Genomic DNA, 24,935 nt, shown 5'->3' on the forward strand with positions numbered 1-24,935 from the left:
GGTGTGTCAGTGGCTGATATGTCGACTGATGCACCGCGATCGGGAGCAAGCCCCCTCCCACAGGGTTTTGTGGTGTTGCTGTTATTTGCGCACTACCAGGTCGAGCACTTCGTCCCGATCCTTGATCTTCTGCAACACAATCTCCGAACGTATATCCATCACCCCCGCCGTGCGGTTCAGGTGGTTCACGATAAAGTCCGAAAAGTGCTTGAGGTTGCGCGCCTGCACGCGCAACACATAGTTGCTCGCTCCGGTAATCACGTATGCACTGGCCACCTCCGGCCAGCCTTGCACCTTCTTGATGAACGTCTCATGCCAGTCCTCCACATCCTGGCGCAGCGACAGGTGCACGATGGCTTCCAGCTCGATGCCCAACCGCTCGGCATTCAATACGGCGCGGTAGCCGCTGATGATTCCCTCGCTCTCCAGCAGGCGCAAACGGCGCAGGCAGGCGGACGGCGACAGCGCGACTTTTTCCGCCAGTTCCTGGTTGCTGATACGGCCATCCTGTTGCAGGAAATGCAGGAGGCGCAGGTCGGTGGTGTCGAGAATCATGCTTAGAATAAATCCGCGTGTTTGGGGGTTAAATTCGAATTTCCTACAGCTTAATTAGCCTGTTGCGCGGCACTTTGCACGAAAATTCTCTAAAACTTCGTTCATTATTTGGCTCAACGTCACTTATAAAAACCAGGACCGCCCATGACCACTCGAAGCCACTGCCAAGCCCTCGATGCCGAGGATCCCCTTGCCCCGTTGCGCAACCGGTTCGCCCTGCCTGCGGGGGTGATCTACCTCGACGGCAATTCCCTCGGCGCCCGCCCGGTGGCGGCCCTTGAGCGTGCGCAACAGGTGATCGCCGAGGAATGGGGCGATGGCTTGATTCGCAGTTGGAACAGCGCCGGTTGGGCACAGTTGTCACTGCGCCTGGGCGATCGCCTGGCACCATTGATCGGCGCACGGGAGGGCGAAGTGGCGATCACCGATACCACGTCCATCAACCTGTTCAAGGTGCTCAGCGCCGCGTTGAGCGTGCAGCGCCAACGCCAGCCTCAGCGCAAGGTCATCGTCAGCGAGGCGAGCAACTTCCCAACTGATTTGTATATCGCCGAGGGCCTGGCCGAGTTGCTGCAGCAGGGCTATTGCCTGCGCCTGGTGAACAGCCCGGCTGAACTGCCCCAGGCCATCGACCAGGATGTCGCGGTGGTGATGCTCACCCACGTCAACTACAAGACCGGCTACATGTACGACATGCAGGCGCTCACTGCCTTGAGCCACGAATGCGGCGCGCTGAGCCTCTGGGACCTGGCTCACTCTGCGGGTGCAGTCCCCATTGATCTGCACCAGGCCGAGGCCGATTACGCGATTGGCTGCACCTACAAGTACCTCAACGGTGGGCCGGGTTCCCAGGCGTTTGTGTGGGTCAACCCGGCGCTGGTGGATGTGGTGCGCCAGCCGTTGTCGGGGTGGTTTGGGCATACCCGACAGTTCGCCATGGAATCGACCTACGCCCCCAGCGTCGGCATCGCGCGTTATCTGTGCGGCACCCAGCCGATCACTTCGCTGGCCATGGTGGAATGCGGCCTGGAGATTTTTGCCCAGACCGATATGGCCAGCCTGCGCAAAAAATCCCTGGCGTTGACCGACCTGTTTATCGCATTGGTTGAAACCCGTTGCGCCGCCCACGGCCTGGTGTTGATCACGCCCCGTGAGCATGCCCGGCGTGGCAGCCATGTGAGTTTCGAACACCCAGAAGGCTATGCGGTGATCCAGGCGTTGATCGCCCGTGGCGTGATCGGCGATTACCGCGAGCCGCGCATCATGCGCTTTGGGTTTACCCCGCTTTACACCGGCTTTACCGAGGTATTTGACGCCGTGCAGATCCTTGGCGAAATCCTCGACAACCGCACCTGGGACCAGCCGCAATTCAAGGTGCGCAACAGCGTCACCTGACAGGCATGCAGGTCTAAATGTGGGAGGGGGCTTGCTCCCGATAGCGGTGTGTCAGTCACCCAATGCTTTGACTTCAGACCGCCATCGGGAGCAAGCCCCCTCCCACAGTAACTGCGCCAACACCACACCCACTGTGCAATCACAATAATAAAGGGGCACACCACGTGACCACGCCAGACCACGGCTTTGCAGAGATCACCCACCGCGAACTGGGCCTGAGGCGCCAGCTCACCTCCGGCCAGATGAGCATGATCGCCATCGGTGGCGCCATCGGCACAGGGCTGTTCATGGGCAGCGCCTATGCCATCGGCTACGCCGGGCCCAGTGTGCTGGTGAGCTACGCCATCGGCGCGTTGATCACCTTGCTGTTGATGGGCTGCCTGGCGGAGATGACGGTGGCTCACTCCACCTCGGGCTCCTTTGGCGCCTATGCCGAGTTCTACATCAGCCCGCTGGCCGGTTTCCTCGTGCGCTATGCGTACTGGGCGGCGATTGTGCTGGCGGTGGGTGCCGAGGTCACGGCTGTGGCGATGTACATGAAGTACTGGTTCGCCAATGTGCCGGAGTGGGTGTGGATCGTGTCGTTTTCCAGTGTGCTGATCCTGCTCAATGCGATCAGCGTGAAAACCTTCGGCAACTTCGAGTACTGGTTCTCGACGATCAAGATCAGCGCCATCGTCGGCTTCATCATCCTCGCGGTGTACGTGGTGTTCGGCTCCGGCAACCCGGAATACGGCGTGCACAACTACACGTCTCACGACGGTTTTTTCCCGCATGGCCTGAGCGGTATGTGGATCGCGGTGATCGTGTCGATCTTCAGCTATTTGAGCGTGGAGATGATCGCAGTCGCCGCCGGTGAGGCGGCAGACCCCGAGCAGGCAGTGAAAAAGGCCTTCCGTGCGACCATCGTGCGCCTGGTGGTGTTCTATCTGCTGACCCTGGCCCTGATGCTTGCCATCGTGCCGTGGAGCCAGGCCGGGCAAACCCAGAGTCCGTTTGTCACGGTGATGCAGACCATCGGTATTCCCGGCGCCACCGGCGTGATGAATTTCGTGATCCTGATCGCGGCGCTGTCGGCGATGAACAGCCAGCTCTACATCACCACGCGCATGCTGTTCAGCCTGTCGCGTGCAGGGTTTGCCCCCAAGTCCATGGGGGCGTTGAGCAAGAGCGGCATTCCGCTGAATGCCTTGCTGTTGTCCAGCTCGGGGATTGCCTTGGCGACCTTGTTGAACGTGGTGTACCCGGAAAGCTCGTTCACCCTGATGATGGCGATTTCGATGTTCGGTGCGATCTTCACCTGGTTCATGATCTTCCTCACGCACCTGTTCTTCCGCCGCTATCGCCAACGCCATGGCGGGCCGAAGCTGTCGTTCCAACTGCGGCTGTTTCCCTACAGCACTTTGCTGGGCCTGGTGCTGATGGGGGCGGTGATGATCACCACGTACTTCACCGAGGCGTTCAAGATGACCCTGGTGTTCGGCGTGCCGTTCCTGCTGATTCTGTCGGCGGTGTACTACGGGTTTTTCCGCAAGGGCAGGGCCAAGGCATCGAACAAAGCCTTGGCGTAACCCGGTAGATGTTCGAACGAGCGTGCGCACAGCAGCAGCTGTCGGCAGGCCCACGCTTCTCGCAATGGTTGGGCCTTGAAGCGATGTTGCGACGGCCAGCGGTCCAGGGCGGCCTGGGGCACGATGCCCAGGCCGGCACCGCGGGCGACCATGCGCATCACCCCCTCAAACCCTTCGGCACGGATGCGCGTCTGCAAGCGAAACCCGCTGTGCAGCGCCTGTTCCTCCAGGTAGATCGACAGCGCGCTGTCGGCGCTCAGGCCGACGAAGTCGTGTTGCAGGCTGTCGATAAAACTCACGGTGCCGGCTGCCAAGGGATGCTCGAGGGGCAGGATCAACACCAGCGGGTCATCGCGAAACGCCAGGGTTTGTAGGCCGTGGGTATCCACCGCGTCGGAGATGATCCCCAGGTCTGCCGTGCCTTGGCGCAAGGACTGGGTGATACGCAGGCTCGGCAGTTCCTGCAGGTCGATCTCGAGGTTGGGGTGTTCGCGCAAAAAGTCCGCCAGCAATTCCGGCAGGTATTCGCTCAGGGCCGTGGTGTTGCACAACAGGCGCACCTGGCCCTTGATCCCCTTGGCGTATTCCGCCAGGTCCTGTTGCAAGTGCTCGGCCTGTTGCAACAGCAAGCGGGCATGCCGGGCCAGGGCTTTGCCGGCGGCGGTGGGCGTGACACCGCGACGGCCGCGCTCAAGGCACGCGATCCCCAGCGACGCTTCCATCGCGCGGATGCGTGCGCTGGCCGCCGCCAGCGATAAATGGCTGCGCGCCGCGCCTGCGGTGATATTGCCGGTGTCGAGGATATGCAAGTAGAGGCGCAGGTCGATCAGGTCAAAGTGCATGGCATCTGCCTACGGCAAAACAAGAGTCTTCCTCAGTATATGGCGAATTTTCGGCCAGCTCGAAAAACGCCACAATCGCGGCATGAATACTTTCCTCGCGTTCTACCAGAACATAGGCCCGGCCCTGACATTGTGGGTGGTCGGCACGTTTTTGCTGGCCGGTACCGTCAAGGGCGTGATCGGCCTCGGCCTGCCCACGGTGGCCATGGGATTGCTCGGCCTGGCTATGTTACCGGCACAGGCTGCGGCATTGCTGATCATTCCCTCGATGGTCACCAACCTCTGGCAACTGGCCTTTGGCGGCCATTTGAGTGACTTGCTCAAGCGCCTGTGGCCGATGCTGCTGCTGATTTTCCTCGGCACCGGGCTCGGCACGCAGTGGCTGGGAATGGACGGTGGCCATGGGGCGGTGCGTGCGTTGGGCGCTGCGTTGCTGGTGTATGCACTGAGCGGGTTGTGCTTGCCCACGTTCAAGGTCAAGCCCGAGACCGAACGCTGGCTGGGCCCGGTGTGTGGGCTGATCACCGGCGTCATCACTTCGGCCACTGGCGTCTTCGTGATCCCGGCGGTGCCGTATCTGCAGGCCATGGGCTTGAATCGCGATCAACTGGTGCAGGCGCTGGGGCTGTCGTTCAGCGTTTCTACACTGGCACTGGCGGCCGGGCTACTTTGGCGTGGCACGTTGGGCGCTGGGGAAATCAATGCGTCACTGTTGGCCATGTTGCCTGCGTTGCTGGGGATGTGGCTCGGCCAGGTCGTGCGCCAACGCATCAGTGCGGCGGTGTTCAAGCGCGTGTTTTTTGTCGGCATGGCGCTATTGGGCGGTCATTTGCTGGTTGGCGGTTGAAAAGGCTTATTCGTGCGTTCCCGTTAAGGGTATTTTTGCAGGGACCCGAAAAGAGGACAGTCTGTGAAAGCCCGATCCGATGAGCTACAAACCTTCGTCAGCGTGATTGAATGCGGCTCGATTTCCGCTGCGGCGGAGCAGGTCGGGCAGACGCCGTCGGCGGTCAGCCGCACCTTGTCGCGCCTGGAAGCCAAGCTCGAGACGACGCTGATCAATCGCACCACGCGGCGCATGGACCTGACCGAAGAGGGCAAGTACTTCTTTGAGCAGGCCAAGGTGATCCTGGCGCAGATGGATGAGTTGGAAGAACGCCTGTCGTCACGCCAGAAAAAACCTGCCGGGCGCTTGCGCATCAATGCTGCCGTACCGTTCATGCTGCATGGGATATTGCCGTACATCGCCGAATTTCGCAGCCTCTACCCCGATATCCAGCTGGAACTGAACAGCGATGATCTGATCATCGACCTGCTGGAACAGAGCACCGACATTGCCATCCGCATCGGTACGCTGGCCGATTCGACCCTGCATGCGCGCTCCCTGGGCTGGTCGCCGTTGCACATCCTGGCCAGCCCCACCTACCTCAAGCAGTACGGCACACCGAGCACGGTGGCCGAATTGGCGGATCACACCTTGCTGGGGTTCACCCAGACCGAAACCCTCAACCATTGGCCGCTGCGCCACGTGGAAGGCGACCGCTGGCTGATCCGGCCCGGCATCGCCGCCTCCAGCGGTGAAACCCTGCGGCATCTGGCGCTGGAAGGGCAGGGCATTTGCTGCCTGTCCAACTTCATGACCTTCGAAGACATCCACGCCGGGCGCCTGGTGCCGGTGCTGGAAACATTCAACAGTGGTTACCGCCAGCCGATCAACGCGGTGTTTTACCGCAACTCGCAACTGGCGCTGCGCATCCAGTGCTTCCTGGACTTTATCCAGGCCAAGCTGGCGCGGTATGCCCGCTGATTCGTGACTTGAGCGCAAGAGTGAATTGGGTGCGGAGGGCTTATTCGACGGGGAGGGGGGGCAGATACTGGCTCCCACATTGATCTCGTCAGGAGCACACTCCATGAACGTATTCGTAACCGGTGCAGCCGGTTTTATCGGCGGCTCCATCGCCACCGGCCTGGTCAAGGCCGGCCACACCGTGACCGGTCTGGTACGCAGCGCCGAACAGGCGGCTGAACTGACCGCCCTGGGCATCACCCCAGTGATCGGCACGCTCGAGGATGCCGCGCTGTTGACCACGCAGGCTCAACAAGCCGATGCAGTGATCAACGCCGCCAGCAGCGACCATCGTGGCGCTGTAGAAACGTTGCTCGCCGCCTTGAAAGGCTCGAACAAGCCGTTCCTGCACACCAGCGGTTCGAGCATCGTGGGTGATGCGTCGGGCGGCAAGGCCAGCGATGTGATCTATTTTGAAGACAACCTGCCGGAGCCGACGGTCGACAAGGCCGCGCGGGTGGCCATCGACAATCTGATCCTCGCTGCCGCCCAAGAGGGCGTCAACTCGGCGGTGATCTGCAACACCCTGATCTACGGACACAGCCTGGGCGTGAAGCGTGACAGCGTGCAATTGCCGCGTTTGCTCAAGCAGGCGCGCAAGAGTGGGGTGGTGCGCCATGTCGGCCCGGGGCAGAACATTTGGTCCAACGTGCATATTGAAGACGTGGTGGCTCTGTACCTGCTGGCCCTGACCCGGAACGTACCGGGCACTTTCTACTTTGTAGAAAGCGGCGAAGCGGCGTTTGCCGACATGACCCGCGCCATGGCCGAAGCCCTGAAGCTGGGTCAACCCCAGGATTGGCCATTGGCCGAAGCTGAAGCCGAGTGGGGCTATGAAATGGCCAACTATGGCCTGGGCTCCAACAGCCGGGTGCGGGGCAAACAGGCCCGTGAGTTGTTGGGATGGGAGCCAAAGCGTCAGTCGGTGATCGAGTGGATTCGTCACGAGATGGTTTGATGTTCGCTTGACACCGGGTCGCTGCCTATCGGGAGCAAGCCCCCTCCCACAGTTGCCTGCATTCCAAAGCTGGAACGCGGTCAATTGTGGGAGGGGGCTTGCTCCCGATAGGCACGACGCGGTCCATAAGGCTATCCCCACCCGCCTCATTTCCGTACCATTCCCCGCCTTATCCCCGCAATGCCCTGGTACCTCATGAAGCTCTCCCGTCTGCGCGCCGATGCCCTGGCCGGCCTCACCACGTCTTTCGCGCTGCTGCCCGAATGCATCGCCTTTGCCCTGGTGGCCCACCTCAACCCGCTGATGGGGCTCTACGGCGCCTTTATCATCTGCACCCTCACCGCGTTGTTCGGTGGCCGGCCGGGTATGGTCTCGGGCGCCGCCGGCTCAATGGCGGTGGTGATCGTCGCACTGGTGGTGCAGCACGGCGTGGAGTACCTGCTGGCGACGGTGTTGCTGGGCGGGCTGATCATGATTGCCTTTGGCGTCCTGCGCCTGGGCAAGCTGGTGCGCATGGTGCCGCACCCGGTGATGCTCGGCTTCGTCAACGGCTTGGCGATCATCATCGCGCTGGCGCAGTTGGAGCATTTCAAGAGCGGTGACACCTGGCTCAGCGGCACACCGTTGTACGTGATGGCGGGGCTGGTGCTGGTCACCATGGCCATCGTCTACCTGCTGCCACGCCTGACCCGTGCGGTGCCGCCTGCCTTGGTGGCGATTCTTGGCGTGGGCCTGGCGGTGTACCTGCTTGGCCTGCCGACGCGCACGTTGGGCGACATGGCCCACATTGCCGGCGGCCTGCCGACCTTCGCGCTGCCGCAAATCCCCTGGACCCTGGAAACCCTCGGCATCATCGCGCCCTATGCGTTCCTGATGGCCATGGTCGGGCTGCTGGAGACCCTGCTGACCCTGAACCTCACCGACGAAATCACCGAAACCCGTGGCTACCCTGACCGCGAAAGCGTGGCCCTGGGCGCCGCGAATATGGTCTCGGGACTGTTCGGCGGCATGGGCGGTTGCGCGATGATCGGGCAAACCGTGATCAACCTCAGCTCGGGCGGGCGCGGGCGGTTTTCCGGCGTGTTTGCCGGGGTGATGATCCTGTTGTTCATTCTGTTTCTGTCGCCGTTGATCGAGCGGATTCCGCTGGCGGCGCTGGTCGGGGTGATGTTCGTGGTGTCCCAGCAGACCTTCGCCTGGGCGTCGCTGCGGGTGATCAACAAGGTGCCGTTCAACGATGTGCTGGTGATTCTCGCGGTGACGGTGATCACGGTGTTCACTGACCTGGCGACCGCTGTGTTATGCGGCATTGTGATTGCGGCGCTCAACTTCGCCTGGCAACAGGCGCGTGAGCTGTACGCCGATGAGTCGCTGGAGGCCGATGGCAGCAAACTCTACCGCCTGCACGGCACATTGTTTTTCGCCTCGACCACGCCGTTTCTGAACCAGTTCGACCCGGCCAATGACCCGGCCCAGGTGACGCTGGATTGCCGTCACCTGAGCTTTGTCGACTATTCGGCGATTGCCGCGTTGATGACTTTGCGCGAGCGTTACGCCAAGGCGGGCAAGCACCTGCGGGTGCTGCATTTGTCGGAGCGCTGCAAGAAGCTGCTCAAGCGTGCCCGCGTTCAACCGGATTGATCAAGGCCCGACCAGGTCTTCCAATTCCTGGGCGCGGGTCTGGGTCATGTCCACCACGCAGCCCGAGCCATTGACCTGATCGATGCTGCCGCCGGTTGCGCTGCCGGCGAAGGCGCAATTGGCGTCACGGTACTTTATCCACAGGCGCTGCACGTCTTGCAGTTGCTGTTTACGTGGGCCGTCCTGAGCGGCAAGCGCAGTCTTGTAAGCTCTGTTCAGGCGTTCATCCTGCACTTTGGCGGCCTGGGTATTGCAACCGACCATGTCGGCGGTGGTGTTGGCGCTGTCCATGCACTTGTTCAACACGGCGTTATCGGCAGCTGAAGCTGTGCCGCACAGGGCGAGCAGCAGGGCGCAGGCGGCGAGGGATGGGCGAATCATGGTCGGTTTTCCTGGGCGTGAGTGAATGCGCATTCTATGACTTGGGGCGGGCGCCTGAGTTTCCGTTGTTCTCTGACCTTCATGTAAGAACACCCCCCGGATTTTCATGCACGGGTGTTGGGCATATCCCAACGCGACGGCGCTTATCCGTGGGCGAAAATTAATTTCATAAAAATTGAAAATACCACTGGGGAATGATTTATGAGTTTCACAACCTATTCGACGTGACCCTTTCCGAGGAGTACCGCATGGCCGCATCACCGGGCTTCGGGCTATTGGCATACGCTGCCATCGCCATCATTGCTTTGATCGTGCTGATTGCACGTTACCGACTCAACCCGTTTATCGTCATCACCCTGGTGTCCATCGGCCTGGCGCTGATGGCCGGGATGCCGGCGGACACGATCATGGGCTCGTATGAAGCGGGCGTTGGTAAAACCCTGGGGCATATTGCGCTGGTGGTCGCGTTGGGCACCATGCTCGGCAAGATGATGGCCGAGTCCGGTGGCGCCGAGCAGGTGGCGCGTACGTTGATCAACCGCTTCGGCGAGCGTAACGCGCATTGGGCGATGGTGTGTATTGCGTTCCTGGTGGGGTTGCCGCTGTTTTTCGAGGTCGGGTTTGTGTTGCTGGTGCCCATCGCGTTTACCGTGGCGCGGCGGGTGGGCGTGTCGATCCTGATGGTCGGCCTGCCGATGGTGGCCGGCCTGTCGGTGGTGCATGCGCTGGTGCCCCCGCACCCGGCGGCGATGATGGCGGTGCTGGCGTATAACGCATCGGTGGGGCAGACCGTGCTGTATGCGATCCTGATCGGTATTCCGACGGCGATCATTGCAGGCCCGGTCTACGCCAAATTCATCGTGCCGCGTATTCAGTTGCCGGCGCAAAACCCGCTGGAACGTCAGTTCATCGAGCGCGAACCGCGTACGCGCTTGCCGAGTTTCACGCTGACCATGGGCACCATCCTGTTGCCGGTGGTGCTGATGATGATCGGCGGCTGGGCCAACGTGCTTTCCACGCCGGGCACCGGGTTCAATCAGTTCCTGTTGTTTATCGGCAACTCGGTGATCGCGCTGCTGGTGGCGACCCTTGTCAGCTTCTGGACCTTGGGGATTGCCCAAGGCTTCAACCGCGAATCGATCCTCAAGTTCACCAACGAATGCCTGGCGCCGACTGCGAGCATCACCTTGCTGGTGGGGGCGGGCGGCGGTTTGAATCGGATTCTGGTGGACGCAGGCGTCACCCATGAAATTCTCGGCCTGGCCCATGCTTTCCAGCTGTCGCCGCTGGTGATGGGCTGGCTGTTTGCTGCGTTGATGCGTATTGCCACGGGCTCGGCCACCGTTGCCATGACCACCGCGTCCGGCGTGGTGGCACCGGTTGCCATGGGCCTGGGTTATCCACATCCCGAGTTGCTGGTGCTGGCTACCGGCGCAGGTTCGGTGATCTTTTCCCACGTTAATGACGGCGGCTTCTGGCTGATCAAGGAATACTTCAATATGACGGTCATCCAGACCTTCAAGACCTGGACCGTGCTGGAGACGCTGATTTCGGTGATTGCGTTCGGCCTGACCTACGGCTTGTCTCTGGTCCTATGAGCCTGATTGTGTAACCCGGAGCCACCATGGACATCCTTTACCAGATTCGCGCCCGCCAGGATTCATTCAGTGCCGGTGAAGGGCGTATCGCCAAGCTGATGCTCGATGATGTGGGCTTTGCGGCGTCGGCCAGCCTGGAGGCGTTGTCGTTGCGGGCCGAGGTCAGCACGGCCACGTTATCGCGGTTTGCACGCAGTGTGGGGTGCCGCGACTTGCGTGACCTGCGCCTGCAACTGGCGCAGGCCAGCGGTGTCGGCAGCCGCTTCCTGGACCCGGCGGGGTTGCCGGAGCAATCGGCCTTTCATCGACAGATCCTGGGCGATATCGAGGCCACGTTGCGTCAGCACCTGTCAGGGTTCAGCCAGGCGAGTTTTGCCGATGCGGTCAGTGTGTTGAGCAAGGCGCGGATGATCCATGCCTTCGGTATGGGCGGCCCATCAAGCCTGTGCAGCGATGAGTTGCAGGTGCGTCTGGTGCGCCTGGGTTATTCGATTGCCGCCAGCCATGACCCGGTGATGATGCGTGTCACGGCGGCGACACTGGGACCGGAACAGGCGCTGATCGTCTGCTCGCTCACGGGGTTGACCCCTGAATTGCTCGACGTGGTCGCACTGGCGCGCAACTACGAGGCACGCATCATCGCGATCACCCTGGCCAACTCGCCATTGGCGCAGTTGGCGGACGTCGTGCTGGCGCTGCAACCGGCCGAAACCAGTTTTATCTACAAGCCCACCGCAGCGCGCTACGGCATGCTGCTGGCCATAGATCTGCTTGCCACCGAGCTGGCGTTGGCCCAGCCGGACGACAACCAGGAGCGGCTGCGCCGGATCAAGCTGGCTCTGGACGATTATCGCGGCGGCCCCGACAGCCTGCCCCTTGGAGATTGAGATGAAGTACGACACGTTGATACGTCAGGCGCTGATCATTGATGGCAGCAACACGCCGGGCTATCTCGCCGATGTGGGGGTGTTGGCTGGGCGTATCGAGACGATCGGTGATCTGGCAACGGTCACCGCCGCACATGAAGTCGATGCCCGTGGCCTGGTGCTGGCGCCGGGGTTTGTCGATGTGCACACCCACGATGACACGGTGGTGATCCGCCATCCGCAGATGCTGCCCAAGCTCAGCCAGGGCGTGACGACGGTGATTGTCGGCAACTGTGGCATCAGCGCCGCGCCGGTGAGTTTGCGCGGCGATCCGCCGGACCCGATGAATCTGCTGGGCACGCGTGCTGCGTTCACTTACCCGCGCTTTGCCGATTATCGCGCTGCAGTCGAAGGCGCCCAGCCGGCCGTCAACGTGGCTGCATTGATCGGCCATACGGCGCTGCGCAGCAACCACATGGACGATTTGCAGCGTACCGCCACACCGGATGAAATTGCTGCCATGCGTGGGCAGTTGCAGGAGAGCCTTGAGGCGGGTGCCCTGGGCTTATCCACAGGCCTGGCCTACGCCAGCGCGTTCAATGCAACGACCGATGAGGTGCTGCAACTGAGTGAAGAGCTGACGGCCTTCGGTGCGGCGTACACCACCCATTTGCGCAGCGAATTCGAACCGGTGCTGGAGGCCATGGATGAGGCGTTTCTGATTGGTCGGCACGCCAAGGCGCCGGTGATCATTTCTCACCTCAAATGCGCCGGTGCGGGGAACTGGGGGCGCAGTCCGCAATTGCTGGCGTCGCTGGAGCAGGCGGCGAAAACCCATCCGGTAGGGTGTGATTGTTATCCCTATGCGGCCAGCTCATCGACCCTGGACTTGAAGCAAGTCACCGATGCGTTTCGCATTACCATCACGTGGTCGACGCCGCACCCGGAAGTGGGCGGGCGCGATCTGCAGGACATTGCCGCCCAATGGGGGCTTTCGCTGATGGACGCGGCCCGTCGCCTGCAACCGGCTGGCGCGGTGTACTACGGGATGGATGAGGCGGATGTGCGACGCATCCTCGCGCATCCGCTGTCGATGGTGGGGTCCGATGGGTTGCCTGAAGACCCGTTCCCTCATCCGCGCTTGTGGGGCGCGTTTCCCCGTGTGCTGGGGCATTTCAGTCGGGACGTAGGGCTGTTCCCGCTGCACACGGCGGTGCACAAGATGACCGGCCTGTCGGCGGCGCGGTTTGGCCTGACCGAACGTGGTGAGATTCTTGAGGGGTATTGGGCTGACCTGGTGTTGTTCGACCCATTGCGCGTACGGGATGTGGCGGATTTCAAGGAGCCGCAGCGGGCGGCGCAGGGGATTGAGCGGGTGTGGGTCAATGGCGTGTTGAGCTACAGCGAGGGGCAGGCCAATGGTCAGCGCTCGGGGCGTTTCCTGGCGCGTAGCGGGGCGCTGGGCGGTGGGTTTTCGTCTCTGTAGTGGGGTTGCTTCCACGGGGGGCGTTGTCATGCGTTTTATCGCAGGCAATAAAAAACCGCCTTAGTAGGGCGGTTTTTTTTTGCAAACCCAGTGAGTAGCCGGGGTTGCTATCTCAAAGGACGCATTCGACCTGCGTCCCAAGGCTTACGTGTTCCGGTAAGTGCGCTGGAGGTAAGGCCCAACTCACGGAGGGCCGAGTATGTCTAAGTTTGCCTGTGGCGAGGGAGCTTGCTCCCGCTGGGCTGCGTAGCAGCCCCCAAAGCATTCACTGGGCTTTCAAGTCCGAATCGGCATCAACTTGATCAGGGCCGCTTCGCGGCCCAGCGGGAGCAAGCTCCCTCGCCACAGTGATAGCGCTATTTACACCCGGAAATGACTGACCATCTGCTGCAACTGGCTCCCCAATCGCGCCAGTTCCACGCTCGACTTGGCGGTCTCGTTGCTGGCGGTCGCCGTCTGCTCCGACACATCACGCACATTCACGATGCTGCGGCTGATCTCTTCAGCAACGGCACTTTGCTGTTCGGCGGCCGCCGCGATCTGCTGATTCATCGACTGGATGTTCGAGACCGTACGGGTGATGTTTTCCAGGGAGGCGCCGGCCTTGCGGGTCAGCTCGACACTGCTGTCGGTGAGGCTGCGGCTGTTGTTCATCACGTTGGCCACCTGCTGGGTGCCGTTCTGCAAACCGGCGACCAGGCCTTCGATTTCCTCGGTGGATTTCTGCGTGCGCTGGGCAAGGCCGCGCACCTCATCGGCGACCACGGCAAAGCCACGCCCGGCTTCACCGGCACGGGCGGCTTCAATGGCGGCGTTGAGGGCCAACAGGTTGGTCTGCTCGGCCACGGCCTTGATCACGTCCATCACGCTGCCGATCTTGTTGCTCTCTTGTTGCAGGTGCGACATGGCGTCGGTGGAGCGCGCCACTTCGTCAGCCAGGCGCTCGATCTGGGCGATAGCTTCGGCGACCACCTTGTCACCCTCGCGAGCTTGGCCGTCAGCGTCGGAGGCCGCCTGGGAGGCTTGCTCTGCGTTACGCGCGACTTCCTGCACCGTCGCGGTCATTTCATGCATGGCGGTGGCGACCTGATCGGTCTCGACCTTTTGGCTGTTGACGCCCGCGCTGGTCTGTTCGGTAACGGCCGACAACTCTTCGGCGGCACTGGCGATTTGCGTCACACCGTCACGGATGCCGCTGATCAATTCACGCAGGGTGGTGCCCATACGCTGGATACCTTGTTGCAGCACGCCCAGTTCATCCCGGCGGGTGATCTGAATGTTGTGGCTCAGATCGCCGGAGGCGATGCGCTCGACCACCGCCAGGGTGTCTTGCAATGGGCGTGTGATCTGCCGGGTGATCACCCAGGCAGCGATGATGCCAACCAGCAACGCCAGCAGGGTGCTGATCAGTTGCAGGCTGCGCGCCTGGGTACTTTCGGCATCGCGACGAGTGAGCTGGATGTCATACAGCTTGTCACTGAGCGTGACGATGTCGGCACCCTGGGTGGTCATTTCGGCGCGGGCAGCGACGATATTGGCGTTAGCGGCCTTGTAGTTCTGCAGGGCGCTGCGGTAGGCGCCGAGCGCGGTTTCCAGCGCGCTCAGTGCGCTTTGCTGGCTGGCGCCGAAGACGCTGTTGAGGTCTTTCAGGCCGGTAATGGCTTTTTCAATCTGTGCGACGGCGCGGGCTTCGGTGTCTGGGTTGACATCGCCGGTGTAGCCGCGCACTTCAAAGCGCGCCAGTTGGAATTGCATCTTGGCTTCGGCCACGGCCTGGAATTGGGCCAGGTGCTCCGAACTGTCAGGCATTTGCTTCACCGAGGCTTCCAACGCGTTGATCTGGGCGTTGGCGATATCGGCCTTGTCGCCCATCACCTGGCGTGAGGCGTTGCCGTTACGGTAGGCCTCTCGCATCTTGTTCAGGGACTGTTGATAGGCGGTAATGACGGCTTTCTGCTCGTTGAGCAGCTTGAGGTTTTCCGGGCTCTTGAAACTGTCCAGCAGCTTCTGTTGCTGGGCGGCGAACGTATCCAGGTTGGCTTGTACGTTCTGGGCCACGGTTTCGTCGCCGTTGGCGAGCATGTACTGCAGGCGCGCAATGCGCAGTTTGGTCAGCGAGGCGTTGAGCTGGGTAATGTCGCTCATCCAGTTGCTGCGGTCGATCAGGCCGCCGAGGCTGGTCCAGCCGGTCAATGCCAGGATCGAGGTGAGGACAAGCACCAGGCCGAAGCCCAGGCCCAGTTTGAGGTTGACGCTGATGTTACCGAACCAGCTGTTCATTGAAAGCTCCGCAAAGTGTGATCTGAATGCTGGGCGGTGTTGTTGTTTGAGCCAGCTGAGGTATGTAGGCCATATCGGCAGCACGGCCAGAATCTGAAATGTCTTTTGTCCGGTAGATCGAAAGGGGCCCCCAGCCGACGGGCGGGCAGGAGCCCCTGAGGCATCACGGTGCCGGTGTCAGATGGATCTCGTACTTGAGCGCTTCGATCAACTGGCTTTGATAGACAAAACGCTTGTCGCGAATCCCCTCCCACCGATCGATGAAGAACTGGCCCATGTCATCGATCTGAATCGGCGTGACCACGATGTCGCCACTGTTGGAATGGTGCACCAGGTTCGTCTCGTAGGCCGATGGCCGCTCGATGATGAAGTGCCCTTTGAGGCGCAACCGCTCGCGGCTTGGCGGTGCGGGTGGACGCATGGCGCGCCTGCCGGCGACACCGACCTGCAGTGTGAAGTCGCTGCGCAAGGCCAATGAGCTGGTCTCATCTACGATCCAGCCGCCCTGTTGCAGGGTGCGTGCAGTGCCGGCGGCGGCATCGCGCACATGCAGGCTGACGGCATCCTGCAACTGGGCAATACCGGGCACCAACAGGTTCATATCGGTGTGCCCGCTGCCCATGAACGCCACCCACTTATGGGGCCCGAACGCCGCCTGGTCGGCCTTGATCACTTCGTTGGCGAAATAACTGAACAGCGTGTTGCGCGGGCTGCTGCCCCTGGCCCCTTTGGTGTGGTAGCTGGCAGTGCAATCCAGGGCGCGCACGCGCAGCCCGTATTTGTTGGCGGCCTTGATCACGTTGGTATAAGTGTTCGGCCCGGTGTACATGAGCATATGGCCCTGGTCCTGGGCATTCAGGTAGGCCTGCAAGCCGCTGGGCATTTTCAGCGTGTCGTGCAGGATATCCAGTTCGTGCTGGTGCAGGTCGGTCAGCAGGTGTTCGACATAGAGCGTTTTTACCCCCTGTTTCTTCAACAGTTTCATGTGCTTGATCAGGAACTCCTTACTCGACTGCGCCGAGTGCGCTTCTCCGATGACAAGCCCGAGTTTTTGTTGAAAGAGGCGCTTGATCAGGTCCTCTTCGCTCGCAAGGTTGGCCAGGTAAGCCAGGGCACTGCGTCGTGGCGCTGTGTACCCGGCAAAAAAGGCTTCGGCGCGTTCGATCAAGCGCTCGCGAATACGCATGAACTCAGCGAACGTGGCCTGGCGAGGGTCGCCCTGATGCAAGGCGTAGCGTGTATCCAGGCCACGATGAGACGCTGCCAATTGCCCGGCCTGCTTCTTCATGGCGTGGGGCATGTCGAACTCGTTGAAGTGCGTGGCGCCGGCCGTGACCGCAGGGGCCTGCGCCACTGCCGGTTGGGCGCGCACGTGCAGGTTCGTCGACAGCGACAACGTGAGGTGCCCCCTGGACTGCGTCGCAGGCAAGGTGTCGACCCAGACGCCCACGGGCTGGTCAGGTGCCACGTCTTGAACGCGCAGCGCCAAGGTGTTTTGCAGATCGGCCAGGCCGGTGGTCATCGCGTGGCTTCCCATGCGGTCCTGTTCGACCAGGGCGATCCAGCCTTCCCCGGGGCGATTTTTCACGTTGCGCGCAATTGCCTGGTGCGAATAGAAATTTCGCAGCCGGCTCGAGCGTGGGATAAGCCGCTCGCCGTCGCCCAGGGCCAGCACGTGCTCCATGTGGTAGGAGCTCGACGCATCCAGCCCATCGATGATCACGTTGTGTTTGTGCGCTTCAAGCACCAGCTTGCGGAAACTGAAAGGCGCATCGGCAGCGAACCCCAAGGCCTGATCGACCCTGGCCAGATGCTCAGTGATGCGTTCAAGTGCCACCGCGACATTGCCTTCGACTTCGCGGTTGAGGATCTTCAGTTTGCTGCGAAACACGTCAACCGGCAGGTTTTCGATGTACAGCCGCTTGAGCCCTTGCTCGGCCAGGGACTGCATGTTTTCGATCAACAATTGTTTGCTGGCGATGGACGCATTATGGGCGCCGATGAGCAGCTGTTTACCCGGCGAGAACAAAAGCTTGAGCAGTTCGGCGTGCGCGGTTTCTGCGGCCACTGGGGGGACTTGCGGCTTGATGGGGTGTACGCGGGGACGCAGGAAGAAAGCCTCGGCATCCTTCGTCAGTTGCTCGATCTGGCCGACGTAGGCATTGCGTAGCGGCTGCAACTGGTCGTAGACGTAGCGCTGGGTAGCGCCGATGACGTCGGGATCCCAATTGGTGACCAGCCGGGCTTTGAAGCCTTCATCGAGTACGGCTCGGAAATATTTACCTTCGCTGGGCGAAATCTCGTATTTCGCCAGAGAGTCGTCGACCTCTTCGGGTAGCAGCTCATATTTCTTGCGCCCGCCACCGGTCACGCCGGAACGCACCCAGCGACCCTCGGTATCCTGGTTGACCAAGCGTGCGGTCGAGCGCATCTGGCCGGAGGCCGGGTCCTGGCGGTAGAGCAGGTGACGGCCCAGGGCGTCCGGGGTGGGCTTGACCCAGTAGGGCTGGCCATCGAACAGCAGCGGTTGCATGTCTGGCGGGCTGGTGGGTTCGAGTTGTTTGAGCAGTGCGCTGTCAGCCGCCTGTTTGCCGGTTTTGAGTGTCGGACGCAGTGCGTTGAACGGCCCGCGAAAGGCAGGTCTCAAGTCAAACAGCAGCGCACCGCCCAGGTTGGCCAGGTACCCGATGTAATGCAGCAATGCACCGTCGCGGTCACCCTGGTGCCACGCGTTGAGCGCGAGCAGCGCATCCTTGAAGGCGAGCAACCCGCCCAGGGTCAGGCTGAGAATCGGAAAGGGAATGGTCGCGATGGCAGTGACCCATTCGACGCAGGTCCAGACAATGCCCATGATCATCTGCGTACGGTTCACCGTAGTGGCGTGGACGTCGTCGATCCGGCGTTGCAATACCATGTTGTAGAATTCGTGACGCAGGTCGGTCAAGGGCGTGACGCGCTCGATGCTGTCGTAATGGGGGCGGCTGGGGCTGGTGCGGTTGATGTCGTCGGGCAGGCCCTTCTTGGCGGTTTCGAGTACATCCCGGATACGTGCCTGGGACTGCTGCGCGGTGCGGCTACAGAAATATTCCACCGCACCATCGAGGGTCTTGAGCAGGTAGTTGAACAGTTTCGCTTCACGAAAACTGATGCCATCCGGGGCATTCGGGGTGTACAGCAGCACCGGGTTATCCGCGTGGCTGAACAGGTAAACGCCCATGACCCAACTGCCGTCGATAAACAGGCGATGTATTTTGTAAGTGGTGCGCTGGGTCACTGCACTCTGGCCCAGGCTGCTGATCGCCTGGGTCAACCAGCTCAGGTCGACATTGGCGATATGCCCTTCGAGGCGTGATTGCAGAGCGGCATTTTGCATTTGCAACTGGGTGATCTTCAGCGTGGCATTGCGCCTTTCGGTATAGCCCGGGCTGCTGGCGGCCTGCAATTGCGTGTGTACCAGGTCGGTGTAACGTTTGCCGATCCATGCGCCTCTTACCGCGGCCGCGACCTTCTGCGAGGTCAGCGCGCTCAGGTCGACACCGGGCGGGCCACGAAACGTCGCAGAGCTGGAAAAGTCTTCGTTGATAAACCCCACGTTGTCCGCGTACCCGTCGCGATACAGTTCGGTATAGGACACAGGTTTCGGCCCTTGGCCCAACAACGGTTTGGGGGTGTAGGCAAAAACCAGGTCCGGGTCGACCTTGTTGTGCATCCGGCCCAACAGCTTGTTGAGGCTGAGGGTGGCCTGTTCATGCACATACGCGGCAAAGGTCGGGAAGTTGGCCTCCGCATCCGGCCGGGCGTTGTAGGTGCGTAAGGCGCCTTCGGCATCTTCGGCAAGGCTTGTCAGGCGGATGCGCTCAGTTTGAGAGGCGGAACGCAGCCAGAGCGGGCTGCTGTATTCATAGTCGTCGATCAATTGCGCCATCAGGTGCTCGACCATGGCGTCCAGGCAGGCATTGTGCGTGCAGGGCGTACCCAGGGTGACTTCCTCGTGCTCCATGGCATCCGGTCGAAAACCCAGCTTACTGGCGACAATGCGCATGGTCGGCCGAAAGCGCTGTGGCACTTGCTCCAGCAGGTAGTCGACCATGGTTTTTCCGTTATGCCGGGTCGTGTCCGCCGCCCAGGCGAGAATGTGCGTCTGGCATTCGCGCAGGCTGTTGAAGCCGATAAACATTTGCCCCCTTGGTGAGTCGGGAGTGCACAGCAGCAAGCGTTTGGGTTGCCCGTTGGTGTCGTTCTCGCGCAGCAGCCACAAGTCCTTGAGCTGCGCGCCATGCAGCAGCACGGTCTGCGCACGCAGCGCCGAGCCGGGCGTGCTGCGCAATTGTTCAAACAATTGATAGTCGGCGGCGCTCAAGTGGCCTTGCAGGTTGGCGGTATAGGCCAACAGTGCCAGGCGTCGATCGAGCATGGCCTTGGTCGCCTGGCGGATTTCGGGCGTAGCCATGGCTTTTTTCTGCTGGGCGGCAAACTCCAGGCGCGGGTCCAGCGGTTGCAACAGGTCGAGCAGGCTTTGTGGCGTGAGGTGCGCGTGGCGACCTTGCAACGGTGCGCCGGCGTAGCTCAGGGTGGTGTGCTTGAGAAAGGCTGAGCCGGGCAGACGGTCGTCGCTGTGCAAACCCGCGAGGGCAACATCCACCAGGCTGCGCTGTTGCACGTAAGCGCCCACATCCGCCACTTCGCGGCGGGTGGTGACGAGCAGTTGCTGCGGGTCGAGGTCATGGATCTCCAACTGGTCGGCCAATTGTTCGAGCAACTGGTAATGGGCCAGGGCGCCAGGGGTTATCCAGGGGCCGAACAGTTCGAGAAATATCTGCCGGGCCTGGTTGTACTGGACGATGCAGTCCGTCAGGTTGGCTTGCTTCGCGCCATCGGCGTTACGGAACCAGTCGGGCAAGCTTTTATGCAACGCCCACTCCAGCAGGCGCTGGCGCCGCATTGCCAGGCGCTGGGACAGGTCGGGCAGGGCCGCACTGATAGCGGCGTCCAGCTCTTCGATCAACTGTGCACTGTCAGTTCGCGGGTTATTGACCAGGCTCAGCGCAAGGTCGATGTCCAGGCGACGTTTGTCGAGCAGCGCCTGGTAGCTGTGTTCGAACACCAGCAGGTCGTCGATCGGCCGCAGCTCCAGCGGCCAGATGTCGGCGACGCCCAAGTGTTGATAACGCACCGGCAAGTGCCGGAGGATTTCTCCGCGCTCGGCTATGTTCGCTTTCAGGCTCTGGTCGAGTTCGAGCAGGGTATCGAACCCATACAGGCCCGCCGATGGCGTAAAGAGCAGTACCGGGCCGAGCGCGGCATCGCTGGTCAGGCTATCGACCACCGGGCTCGGCTGGCGCGTCAATACAAATGCGCCGGCGAATTCGACGCTTTGCTCCTGATAGGTGAACGTCAATGCATAGATGCCCGGTCGCAACGACGGCACGCGTGAGCAATCCTCAAGCATGCGCAGGTCGACCGGGTTCAGCAGATGGTCCTTGATATTGAGGCTGGCCTCCCGTTCCAGTGCCGTGCTGCCGGCGGCGTAGCGCATGAAGGTCTGACGGCCTTGACCGGTGACGGAGCTGGTGTCATCAAGGTCTTGCAACTGTTCGTTCAGTTTGGCCCGCAGGCGGGTCAACAACGCCTTGCCGCCAGTTTGGCTGAGGTCGACTTGGGCCAGGTCCTGATAGAGCGCGCGTGCCTGGTCGAGGAAAGTGTGGTTGGCTTGCTTGAGCGTGGCGTTCAATTTTTCCAGGTCAGTCAGCTCCTGGGGCGGTGGGGCAGGCTTGCTGACTTGGCTGCGCAGGCTCGGATCAATCTCAAGCAACTGCGCGTGCAGTTGCTCAAGTTGGGATGCAGAGGGTGTGCTCATGGCACCGTCTCCAATGTGATGGAAGGAGCCTCAGCATGAGATGCCGGCTTGGAACGACGGCGGTAGATAGGTACGTGCGCAGGGCTCATCACAGACGACGCATGTGTGCTAGTCTGCTGGCCCTTTTAGTTCTGGGCGGCGCGGGAAACGGCGTTTTCCTGTGTGGCCCTACAGCGGAGCCTCTTCATGTCCGAAGTTAATCTGTCCACCGACGAAACCCGCGTCAGCTACGGTATCGGCCGTCAGTTGGGCGACCAACTGCGCGACAACCCACCACCGGGCGTGAGCCTGGACGCGATCCTGGCCGGCCTGACCGACGCCTTCGGCGGTAAGCCAAGCCGTGTGGACCAGGAGCAAATGGCTGCAAGCTTCAAAGTCATCCGCGAGATCATGCAAGCCGAAGCCGCTGCCAAGGCTGAAGCCGCTGCTGGCGCCGGCCTGGCATTCCTGGCGGAAAACGCCAAGCGTGATGGCATCACCACCCTCGCTTCCGGTCTGCAATTTGAAGTGCTGACTGCCGGTACCGGCGCCAAGCCAACCCGTGAAGATCAAGTACGTACCCACTACCACGGCACCCTGATCGACGGCACTGTGTTCGACAGTTCCTACGAGCGCGGTCAGCCTGCAGAATTCCCGGTAGGGGGTGTGATCGCCGGCTGGACCGAAGCCCTGCAACTGATGAATGCCGGCAGCAAGTGGCGTCTGTACGTGCCGAGCGAACTGGCTTACGGCGCTCAAGGCGTTGGCAGCATTCCACCGCACAGCGTTCTGGTATTCGACGTCGAGCTGCTCGACGTTCTGTAAGATCTGCTGATTATCTGTGGGAACGAGCGTGCTCGCTCCCACAGAGTTTTGCGGGTGTGTTCATGGATGGAACTTGCCATTGAGCTCCGTCGCCGGGCGCAACGCTCGGGCATAGCAGAATAGAAACAGGTTTCTCACCACCTCTTTCAGCACACCGGGTTCACTTGAACTCAAGCCGTTGACGTCCAGGTCACCCTGATCCTGCAGTTCGTTCAACGCTTCTTCTTCCAGTACTGCGCAAACCTCACCGGTTTCCCGATGCAGAATCCGCAGGTAGGGGTGTGGGCGGTCCAGCCAGGCATCGATCAAATAAGTCATGGTTCATTCTCCTTGATGGGTTTCAATGAGAATAATTCTTATTCGTCGAATAGCAAGTGTCTATTGGCGGTTTTCTGGGTTTTCTGGAGGGACCGTTGCGTTCGGTCAAAGGAGATGGCGAAACGCCACCCCGCGGCGGGCGCGGGATGGAACCAGCAGATTCAGACCTTGCGGACGAACTCGGACTTGAGTTTCATCGGGCCGATGCCGTCGATCTTGCAGTCGATATCGTGGTCGCCGTCGCACAGGCGGATGTTCTTGACCTTGGTGCCGACCTTGACCACCAGGGACGTGCCTTTGACCTTGAGGTCCTTGATTACGGTGATGGTGTCGCCGTCTTGCAGGACGTTGCCCACAGAGTCTTTCTTCACGGTTTCGTCGCTGGCCGCTTCGGCTTCGCCGTTGACGGACCACTCATGGGCGCATTCCGGGCAGATCAGCTGGGCGCCGTCTTCGTAGGTGTATTCGGAATTGCATTTTGGGCAGGGTGGCAACGTGCTCACTAAAGTTCCTTGAAAGTCAGGAGGGCTAAAAGTCGCACATTATATAGGGAATTGGGCCAGGGGCGGGAATTGGTAATAGGCTTGAATGTGGGAGGGGGGCTCCCACATGCAGGTATTTCAGTGTGTACGCGCGACCGCGAACTCACTCAGTTCGACCAGGGCGTCCCGGTATTCGCTGGCCGGCAGGGCTTCCAGGCACGCGATGGCACGGGCCGCGAAGTCGCGCGCCAGTTGCGCGGTGTAATCCAGGGAGCCCGAGGCTTCAACGGCTGCACGGATGGCTTCCAGGTCTTCGATCCCGCCTTTCTGGATCGCCTTGCGTACCAGCGCAGCCTGTTCCGGCGTGCCTTCACGCATGGTGTAGATCAGCGGCAGGGTCGGTTTGCCTTCGGCCAGGTCGTCGCCGACGTTCTTGCCCAGGGTTTCTGCGTCGCCACGGTAGTCGAGCAGGTCATCCACAAGTTGGAACGCCACGCCCAGGTGGTCGCCAAAGGTGCGCAGGGCTTCGGCCTGTGCGGCGGTCGCGCCGCACAGGGCGGCTGCGCTATGGGTCGAAGCTTCGAAGAGCATCGCGGTTTTGCCGCGAATCACTTCCATGTAGGTTTCTTCGGTGGTGCTGGCGTCGCGAACCTTCGACAGCTGCAATACTTCGCCTTCGGCGATGATGCGCGTGGCTTGTGAAAGAATTTTCATCACCGGCATCGAACCCAGTTCGACCATCATTTCGAACGAGCGCGAGTAAAGGAAATCGCCCACCAGGACGCTGGGAGCGTTGCCCCACATGGCATTGGCGGTTTCGCGACCCCGACGCATGCCGGACATGTCGACCACGTCGTCATGCAGCAGGGTGGCGGTGTGCAGGAACTCGATAGTTGCTGCCAGCAGGCGCAGGTCATCGCCTTGGCGGCCCAGGGCCTTGCCGCACAGCAACACTAATAAAGGACGCAGGCGTTTACCGCCCGCCGACGTAATGTAGTCGCCAATTTTGGAGACCAGCGGCACTTTAGACGTCAGCTGCTGCTTGATGATGCCGTCGACGGCGCTAAAATCGTCCGCGACCGCGCGGTAGAAAGCTTGGGGTTGCATCAGCGACAGTCGCTCCAGAAGGGTTGCGCGGCATGCTAGGACCCTGACCCCGCAGTGTCAAGGCGCGATGGACGGCCACTTGCAAGGCCTCTATAGCTTGCGTACAATCGCGCACCCTGAACTTCCTGGGCAGCACCTGCCTTACGCAATTGCATTCGGGACGTCCATCCCATGCAGCCATGCCAGCCAATACCTCTTCTTATAAAGAGCTGGGTGAGCAGGATTATCGGAGAAATACCATGTCGTACGCAGTAATTGTTACTGGTGGCAAGCAATACAAGGTCGCCCCAGGTGAATACCTGAAGATCGAAAAACTGGAAATCGCTACCGGCGAATCCGTTACTTTTGATCGCGTTCTGTTGGTCGCCAATGGCGATGACGTGAACATCGGCGCTCCAGTTGTTGCTGGCGCTACCGTTGTGGCTGAAGTGATCTCCCAAGGTCGTCACGATAAAGTCCGCATCATCAAGTTCCGTCGTCGTAAGCACCACATGAAGCGTATGGGCCACCGCCAGTGGTACACCGAGATCAAAATCACCGGTATTCAGGCTTAATTTCAGCCTAATTCCTCACTAGGAGAATTGACTCATGGCACACAAAAAAGCTGGTGGTAGTACCCGTAACGGTCGCGACTCAGAAGCCAAACGCCTTGGCGTGAAGATGTATGGCGGCCAGAAAATCATTCCGGGCAACATCATCGTGCGTCAGCGCGGCACCCAATTCCACGCCGGTTACGGTGTAGGCATGGGTAAAGATCACACCCTCTTCGCGAAAATCGAAGGCGTGATCAAGTTTGAAGTAAAAGGCGCTTTCAACCGCCGTTACGTGAGCGTTGTCGCAGCTTAATCGCGAGATCGCTGGAAAAGCCCTGTCTTGCGACGGGGCTTTTTCGTTTGTGGAGTGAGTCTCTTGCAAAGCTGTTTGTAATGGGCGAGAGCAGCAAGATTT

The 24,935-nt window shown here is 60.9% G+C and carries 20 protein-coding genes and 1 pseudogene; 12 read left to right on the plus strand and 9 right to left on the minus strand.

The features are described from left to right. Positions 1-81 precede the first annotated feature (81 nt). On the minus strand, positions 82-555 hold the full coding sequence (locus tag ACQRBV_RS12290) for an Lrp/AsnC family transcriptional regulator (RefSeq protein WP_090368548.1): 474 nt from the start codon (positions 553-555) through the stop codon (positions 82-84). 144 nt (positions 556-699) lie between these two features. Between ACQRBV_RS12290 and kynU the strand changes: the two genes are divergently transcribed. Together kynU and ACQRBV_RS12300 are read left to right on the plus strand one after the other, a co-directional pair. Then, positions 700-1,950, plus strand: a complete 1,251-nt coding sequence (kynU, locus tag ACQRBV_RS12295; protein WP_090368550.1) for a kynureninase — start codon at positions 700-702, stop codon at positions 1,948-1,950. Between the two features lie 164 nt (positions 1,951-2,114). Beyond that, positions 2,115-3,521, plus strand: coding sequence for an amino acid permease (locus ACQRBV_RS12300; protein WP_060754407.1), 1,407 nt, complete (start codon positions 2,115-2,117; stop codon positions 3,519-3,521). Here the strand turns inward: ACQRBV_RS12300 and ACQRBV_RS12305 are convergent. Then, positions 3,467-4,363 carry a LysR substrate-binding domain-containing protein gene (locus tag ACQRBV_RS12305; protein WP_060754406.1) on the minus strand — a complete coding sequence of 299 codons (897 nt, stop codon included), beginning with the start codon at positions 4,361-4,363 and terminating at the stop codon, positions 3,467-3,469. The genes ACQRBV_RS12300 and ACQRBV_RS12305 overlap by 55 nt on opposite strands. An 82-nt stretch (positions 4,364-4,445) precedes the next feature. Between ACQRBV_RS12305 and ACQRBV_RS12310 the strand changes: the two genes are divergently transcribed. From ACQRBV_RS12310 to ACQRBV_RS12325, 4 genes are all read left to right on the plus strand, one after another. Further along, positions 4,446-5,210 (plus strand): sulfite exporter TauE/SafE family protein, encoded by a 765-nt coding sequence (locus tag ACQRBV_RS12310; protein ID WP_411984850.1) that lies wholly within the window; start codon positions 4,446-4,448, stop codon positions 5,208-5,210. A gap of 63 nt (positions 5,211-5,273) precedes the next feature. Then, on the plus strand, positions 5,274-6,170 hold the full coding sequence (locus tag ACQRBV_RS12315; protein ID WP_060754404.1) for a LysR family transcriptional regulator: 897 nt from the start codon (positions 5,274-5,276) through the stop codon (positions 6,168-6,170). Positions 6,171-6,273: 103 nt separating this feature from the next. Then, positions 6,274-7,167, plus strand: a complete 894-nt coding sequence (locus ACQRBV_RS12320; RefSeq protein WP_411984849.1) for an NAD-dependent epimerase/dehydratase family protein — start codon at positions 6,274-6,276, stop codon at positions 7,165-7,167. 195 nt (positions 7,168-7,362) lie between these two features. Next, the gene (locus tag ACQRBV_RS12325) at positions 7,363-8,808 is read left to right on the plus strand and encodes a SulP family inorganic anion transporter (protein WP_090368565.1); all 1,446 of its coding nucleotides are present in this window, start codon (positions 7,363-7,365) and stop codon (positions 8,806-8,808) included. Here the strand turns inward: ACQRBV_RS12325 and ACQRBV_RS12330 are convergent, their stop codons facing one another. Beyond that, on the minus strand, positions 8,809-9,189 hold the full coding sequence (locus ACQRBV_RS12330; protein ID WP_411984848.1) for a lysozyme inhibitor LprI family protein: 381 nt from the start codon (positions 9,187-9,189) through the stop codon (positions 8,809-8,811). Between the two features lie 194 nt (positions 9,190-9,383). Between ACQRBV_RS12330 and ACQRBV_RS12335 the strand changes: the two genes are divergently transcribed. The 3 genes from ACQRBV_RS12335 to ACQRBV_RS12345 are packed head-to-tail and all read left to right on the plus strand — an operon-like array spanning position 9,384 to position 13,139. Next, positions 9,384-10,787, plus strand: a complete 1,404-nt coding sequence (locus tag ACQRBV_RS12335; RefSeq protein ID WP_060754400.1) for a gluconate:H+ symporter — start codon at positions 9,384-9,386, stop codon at positions 10,785-10,787. Positions 10,788-10,813: 26 nt separating this feature from the next. Next, the gene (locus ACQRBV_RS12340; protein WP_060754399.1) at positions 10,814-11,674 is read left to right on the plus strand and encodes a MurR/RpiR family transcriptional regulator; all 861 of its coding nucleotides are present in this window, start codon (positions 10,814-10,816) and stop codon (positions 11,672-11,674) included. Between the two features lies 1 nt (position 11,675). Then, a complete protein-coding gene (locus tag ACQRBV_RS12345) occupies positions 11,676-13,139 on the plus strand; it encodes an N-acyl-D-amino-acid deacylase family protein (RefSeq protein ID WP_411984847.1) in 1,464 nt (487 codons plus the stop codon). Positions 13,140-13,499: 360 nt separating this feature from the next. Here the strand turns inward: ACQRBV_RS12345 and ACQRBV_RS12350 are convergent, their stop codons facing one another. The 3 genes and pseudogenes from ACQRBV_RS12350 to ACQRBV_RS12360 form a co-directional block, all read right to left on the minus strand. Continuing rightward, entirely contained in the window at positions 13,500-14,363 is an 864-nt protein-coding gene (locus ACQRBV_RS12350; protein WP_372241717.1) for a methyl-accepting chemotaxis protein, read from the minus strand. Positions 14,364-14,402: 39 nt separating this feature from the next. Then, positions 14,403-15,419 (minus strand): annotated as a pseudogene (locus ACQRBV_RS12355) (methyl-accepting chemotaxis protein); the annotation flags it as partial. Between the two features lie 163 nt (positions 15,420-15,582). Then, positions 15,583-21,276, minus strand: coding sequence for a toxin (locus ACQRBV_RS12360; protein ID WP_411984846.1), 5,694 nt, complete (start codon positions 21,274-21,276; stop codon positions 15,583-15,585). A 186-nt stretch (positions 21,277-21,462) separates the two neighbouring features. On the opposite strand from ACQRBV_RS12360, the gene ACQRBV_RS12365 reads away from it, so the two are divergent. Beyond that, on the plus strand, positions 21,463-22,080 hold the full coding sequence (locus tag ACQRBV_RS12365) for an FKBP-type peptidyl-prolyl cis-trans isomerase (protein WP_060754395.1): 618 nt from the start codon (positions 21,463-21,465) through the stop codon (positions 22,078-22,080). A 60-nt stretch (positions 22,081-22,140) separates the two neighbouring features. Here the strand turns inward: ACQRBV_RS12365 and ACQRBV_RS12370 are convergent, their stop codons facing one another. The 3 genes from ACQRBV_RS12370 to ACQRBV_RS12380 all read right to left on the minus strand — a co-directional run bounded on the left by ACQRBV_RS12370 (position 22,141) and on the right by ACQRBV_RS12380 (position 23,987). Further along, a complete protein-coding gene (locus tag ACQRBV_RS12370; RefSeq protein ID WP_003194088.1) occupies positions 22,141-22,398 on the minus strand; it encodes a hypothetical protein in 258 nt (85 codons plus the stop codon). A gap of 161 nt (positions 22,399-22,559) precedes the next feature. Next, positions 22,560-22,901 carry a zinc ribbon domain-containing protein YjdM gene (locus ACQRBV_RS12375; protein ID WP_060754394.1) on the minus strand — a complete coding sequence of 114 codons (342 nt, stop codon included), beginning with the start codon at positions 22,899-22,901 and terminating at the stop codon, positions 22,560-22,562. Positions 22,902-23,018: 117 nt separating this feature from the next. Beyond that, positions 23,019-23,987 carry a polyprenyl synthetase family protein gene (locus ACQRBV_RS12380; protein ID WP_060754393.1) on the minus strand — a complete coding sequence of 323 codons (969 nt, stop codon included), beginning with the start codon at positions 23,985-23,987 and terminating at the stop codon, positions 23,019-23,021. 239 nt (positions 23,988-24,226) lie between these two features. Here ACQRBV_RS12380 and rplU point away from each other — a divergent pair, with 239 nt between their 5' ends. Then, positions 24,227-24,541, plus strand: a complete 315-nt coding sequence (gene rplU, locus ACQRBV_RS12385) for a 50S ribosomal protein L21 (protein WP_003176051.1) — start codon at positions 24,227-24,229, stop codon at positions 24,539-24,541. 34 nt (positions 24,542-24,575) lie between these two features. Beyond that, entirely contained in the window at positions 24,576-24,833 is a 258-nt protein-coding gene (gene rpmA / locus ACQRBV_RS12390) for a 50S ribosomal protein L27 (RefSeq protein ID WP_003176049.1), read from the plus strand. The last annotated feature ends 102 nt before the right edge of the window (positions 24,834-24,935 follow it).

The organism is Pseudomonas sp. R11F (genome assembly GCF_050312575.1).
Taxonomy (GTDB): domain Bacteria; phylum Pseudomonadota; class Gammaproteobacteria; order Pseudomonadales; family Pseudomonadaceae; genus Aquipseudomonas; species Aquipseudomonas palleroniana.

What these genes read in the sequence shown, in the direction of transcription:
- ACQRBV_RS12305 (WP_060754406.1), bottom strand. Translation starts at nt 4,363, where the DNA reads ATGCACTTTGACCTGATCGACCTGCGCCTCTACTTGCATATCCTCGAC.
- ACQRBV_RS12340 (WP_060754399.1), top strand. Translation starts at nt 10,814, where the DNA reads ATGGACATCCTTTACCAGATTCGCGCCCGCCAGGATTCATTCAGTGCC.
- ACQRBV_RS12370 (WP_003194088.1), bottom strand. Translation starts at nt 22,398, where the DNA reads ATGACTTATTTGATCGATGCCTGGCTGGACCGCCCACACCCCTACCTG.
- ACQRBV_RS12290 (WP_090368548.1), bottom strand. Translation starts at nt 555, where the DNA reads ATGATTCTCGACACCACCGACCTGCGCCTCCTGCATTTCCTGCAACAG.
- ACQRBV_RS12345 (WP_411984847.1), top strand. Translation starts at nt 11,676, where the DNA reads ATGAAGTACGACACGTTGATACGTCAGGCGCTGATCATTGATGGCAGC.
- ACQRBV_RS12310 (WP_411984850.1), top strand. Translation starts at nt 4,446, where the DNA reads ATGAATACTTTCCTCGCGTTCTACCAGAACATAGGCCCGGCCCTGACA.
- ACQRBV_RS12350 (WP_372241717.1), bottom strand. Translation starts at nt 14,363, where the DNA reads ATGGGCACCACCCTGCGTGAATTGATCAGCGGCATCCGTGACGGTGTG.
- ACQRBV_RS12360 (WP_411984846.1), bottom strand. Translation starts at nt 21,276, where the DNA reads ATGAGCACACCCTCTGCATCCCAACTTGAGCAACTGCACGCGCAGTTG.
- ACQRBV_RS12325 (WP_090368565.1), top strand. Translation starts at nt 7,363, where the DNA reads ATGAAGCTCTCCCGTCTGCGCGCCGATGCCCTGGCCGGCCTCACCACG.
- kynU (WP_090368550.1), top strand. Translation starts at nt 700, where the DNA reads ATGACCACTCGAAGCCACTGCCAAGCCCTCGATGCCGAGGATCCCCTT.
- ACQRBV_RS12365 (WP_060754395.1), top strand. Translation starts at nt 21,463, where the DNA reads ATGTCCGAAGTTAATCTGTCCACCGACGAAACCCGCGTCAGCTACGGT.
- rplU (WP_003176051.1), top strand. Translation starts at nt 24,227, where the DNA reads ATGTCGTACGCAGTAATTGTTACTGGTGGCAAGCAATACAAGGTCGCC.
- ACQRBV_RS12335 (WP_060754400.1), top strand. Translation starts at nt 9,384, where the DNA reads ATGATTTATGAGTTTCACAACCTATTCGACGTGACCCTTTCCGAGGAG.
- ACQRBV_RS12330 (WP_411984848.1), bottom strand. Translation starts at nt 9,189, where the DNA reads ATGATTCGCCCATCCCTCGCCGCCTGCGCCCTGCTGCTCGCCCTGTGC.
- ACQRBV_RS12320 (WP_411984849.1), top strand. Translation starts at nt 6,274, where the DNA reads ATGAACGTATTCGTAACCGGTGCAGCCGGTTTTATCGGCGGCTCCATC.
- ACQRBV_RS12380 (WP_060754393.1), bottom strand. Translation starts at nt 23,987, where the DNA reads ATGCAACCCCAAGCTTTCTACCGCGCGGTCGCGGACGATTTTAGCGCC.
- rpmA (WP_003176049.1), top strand. Translation starts at nt 24,576, where the DNA reads ATGGCACACAAAAAAGCTGGTGGTAGTACCCGTAACGGTCGCGACTCA.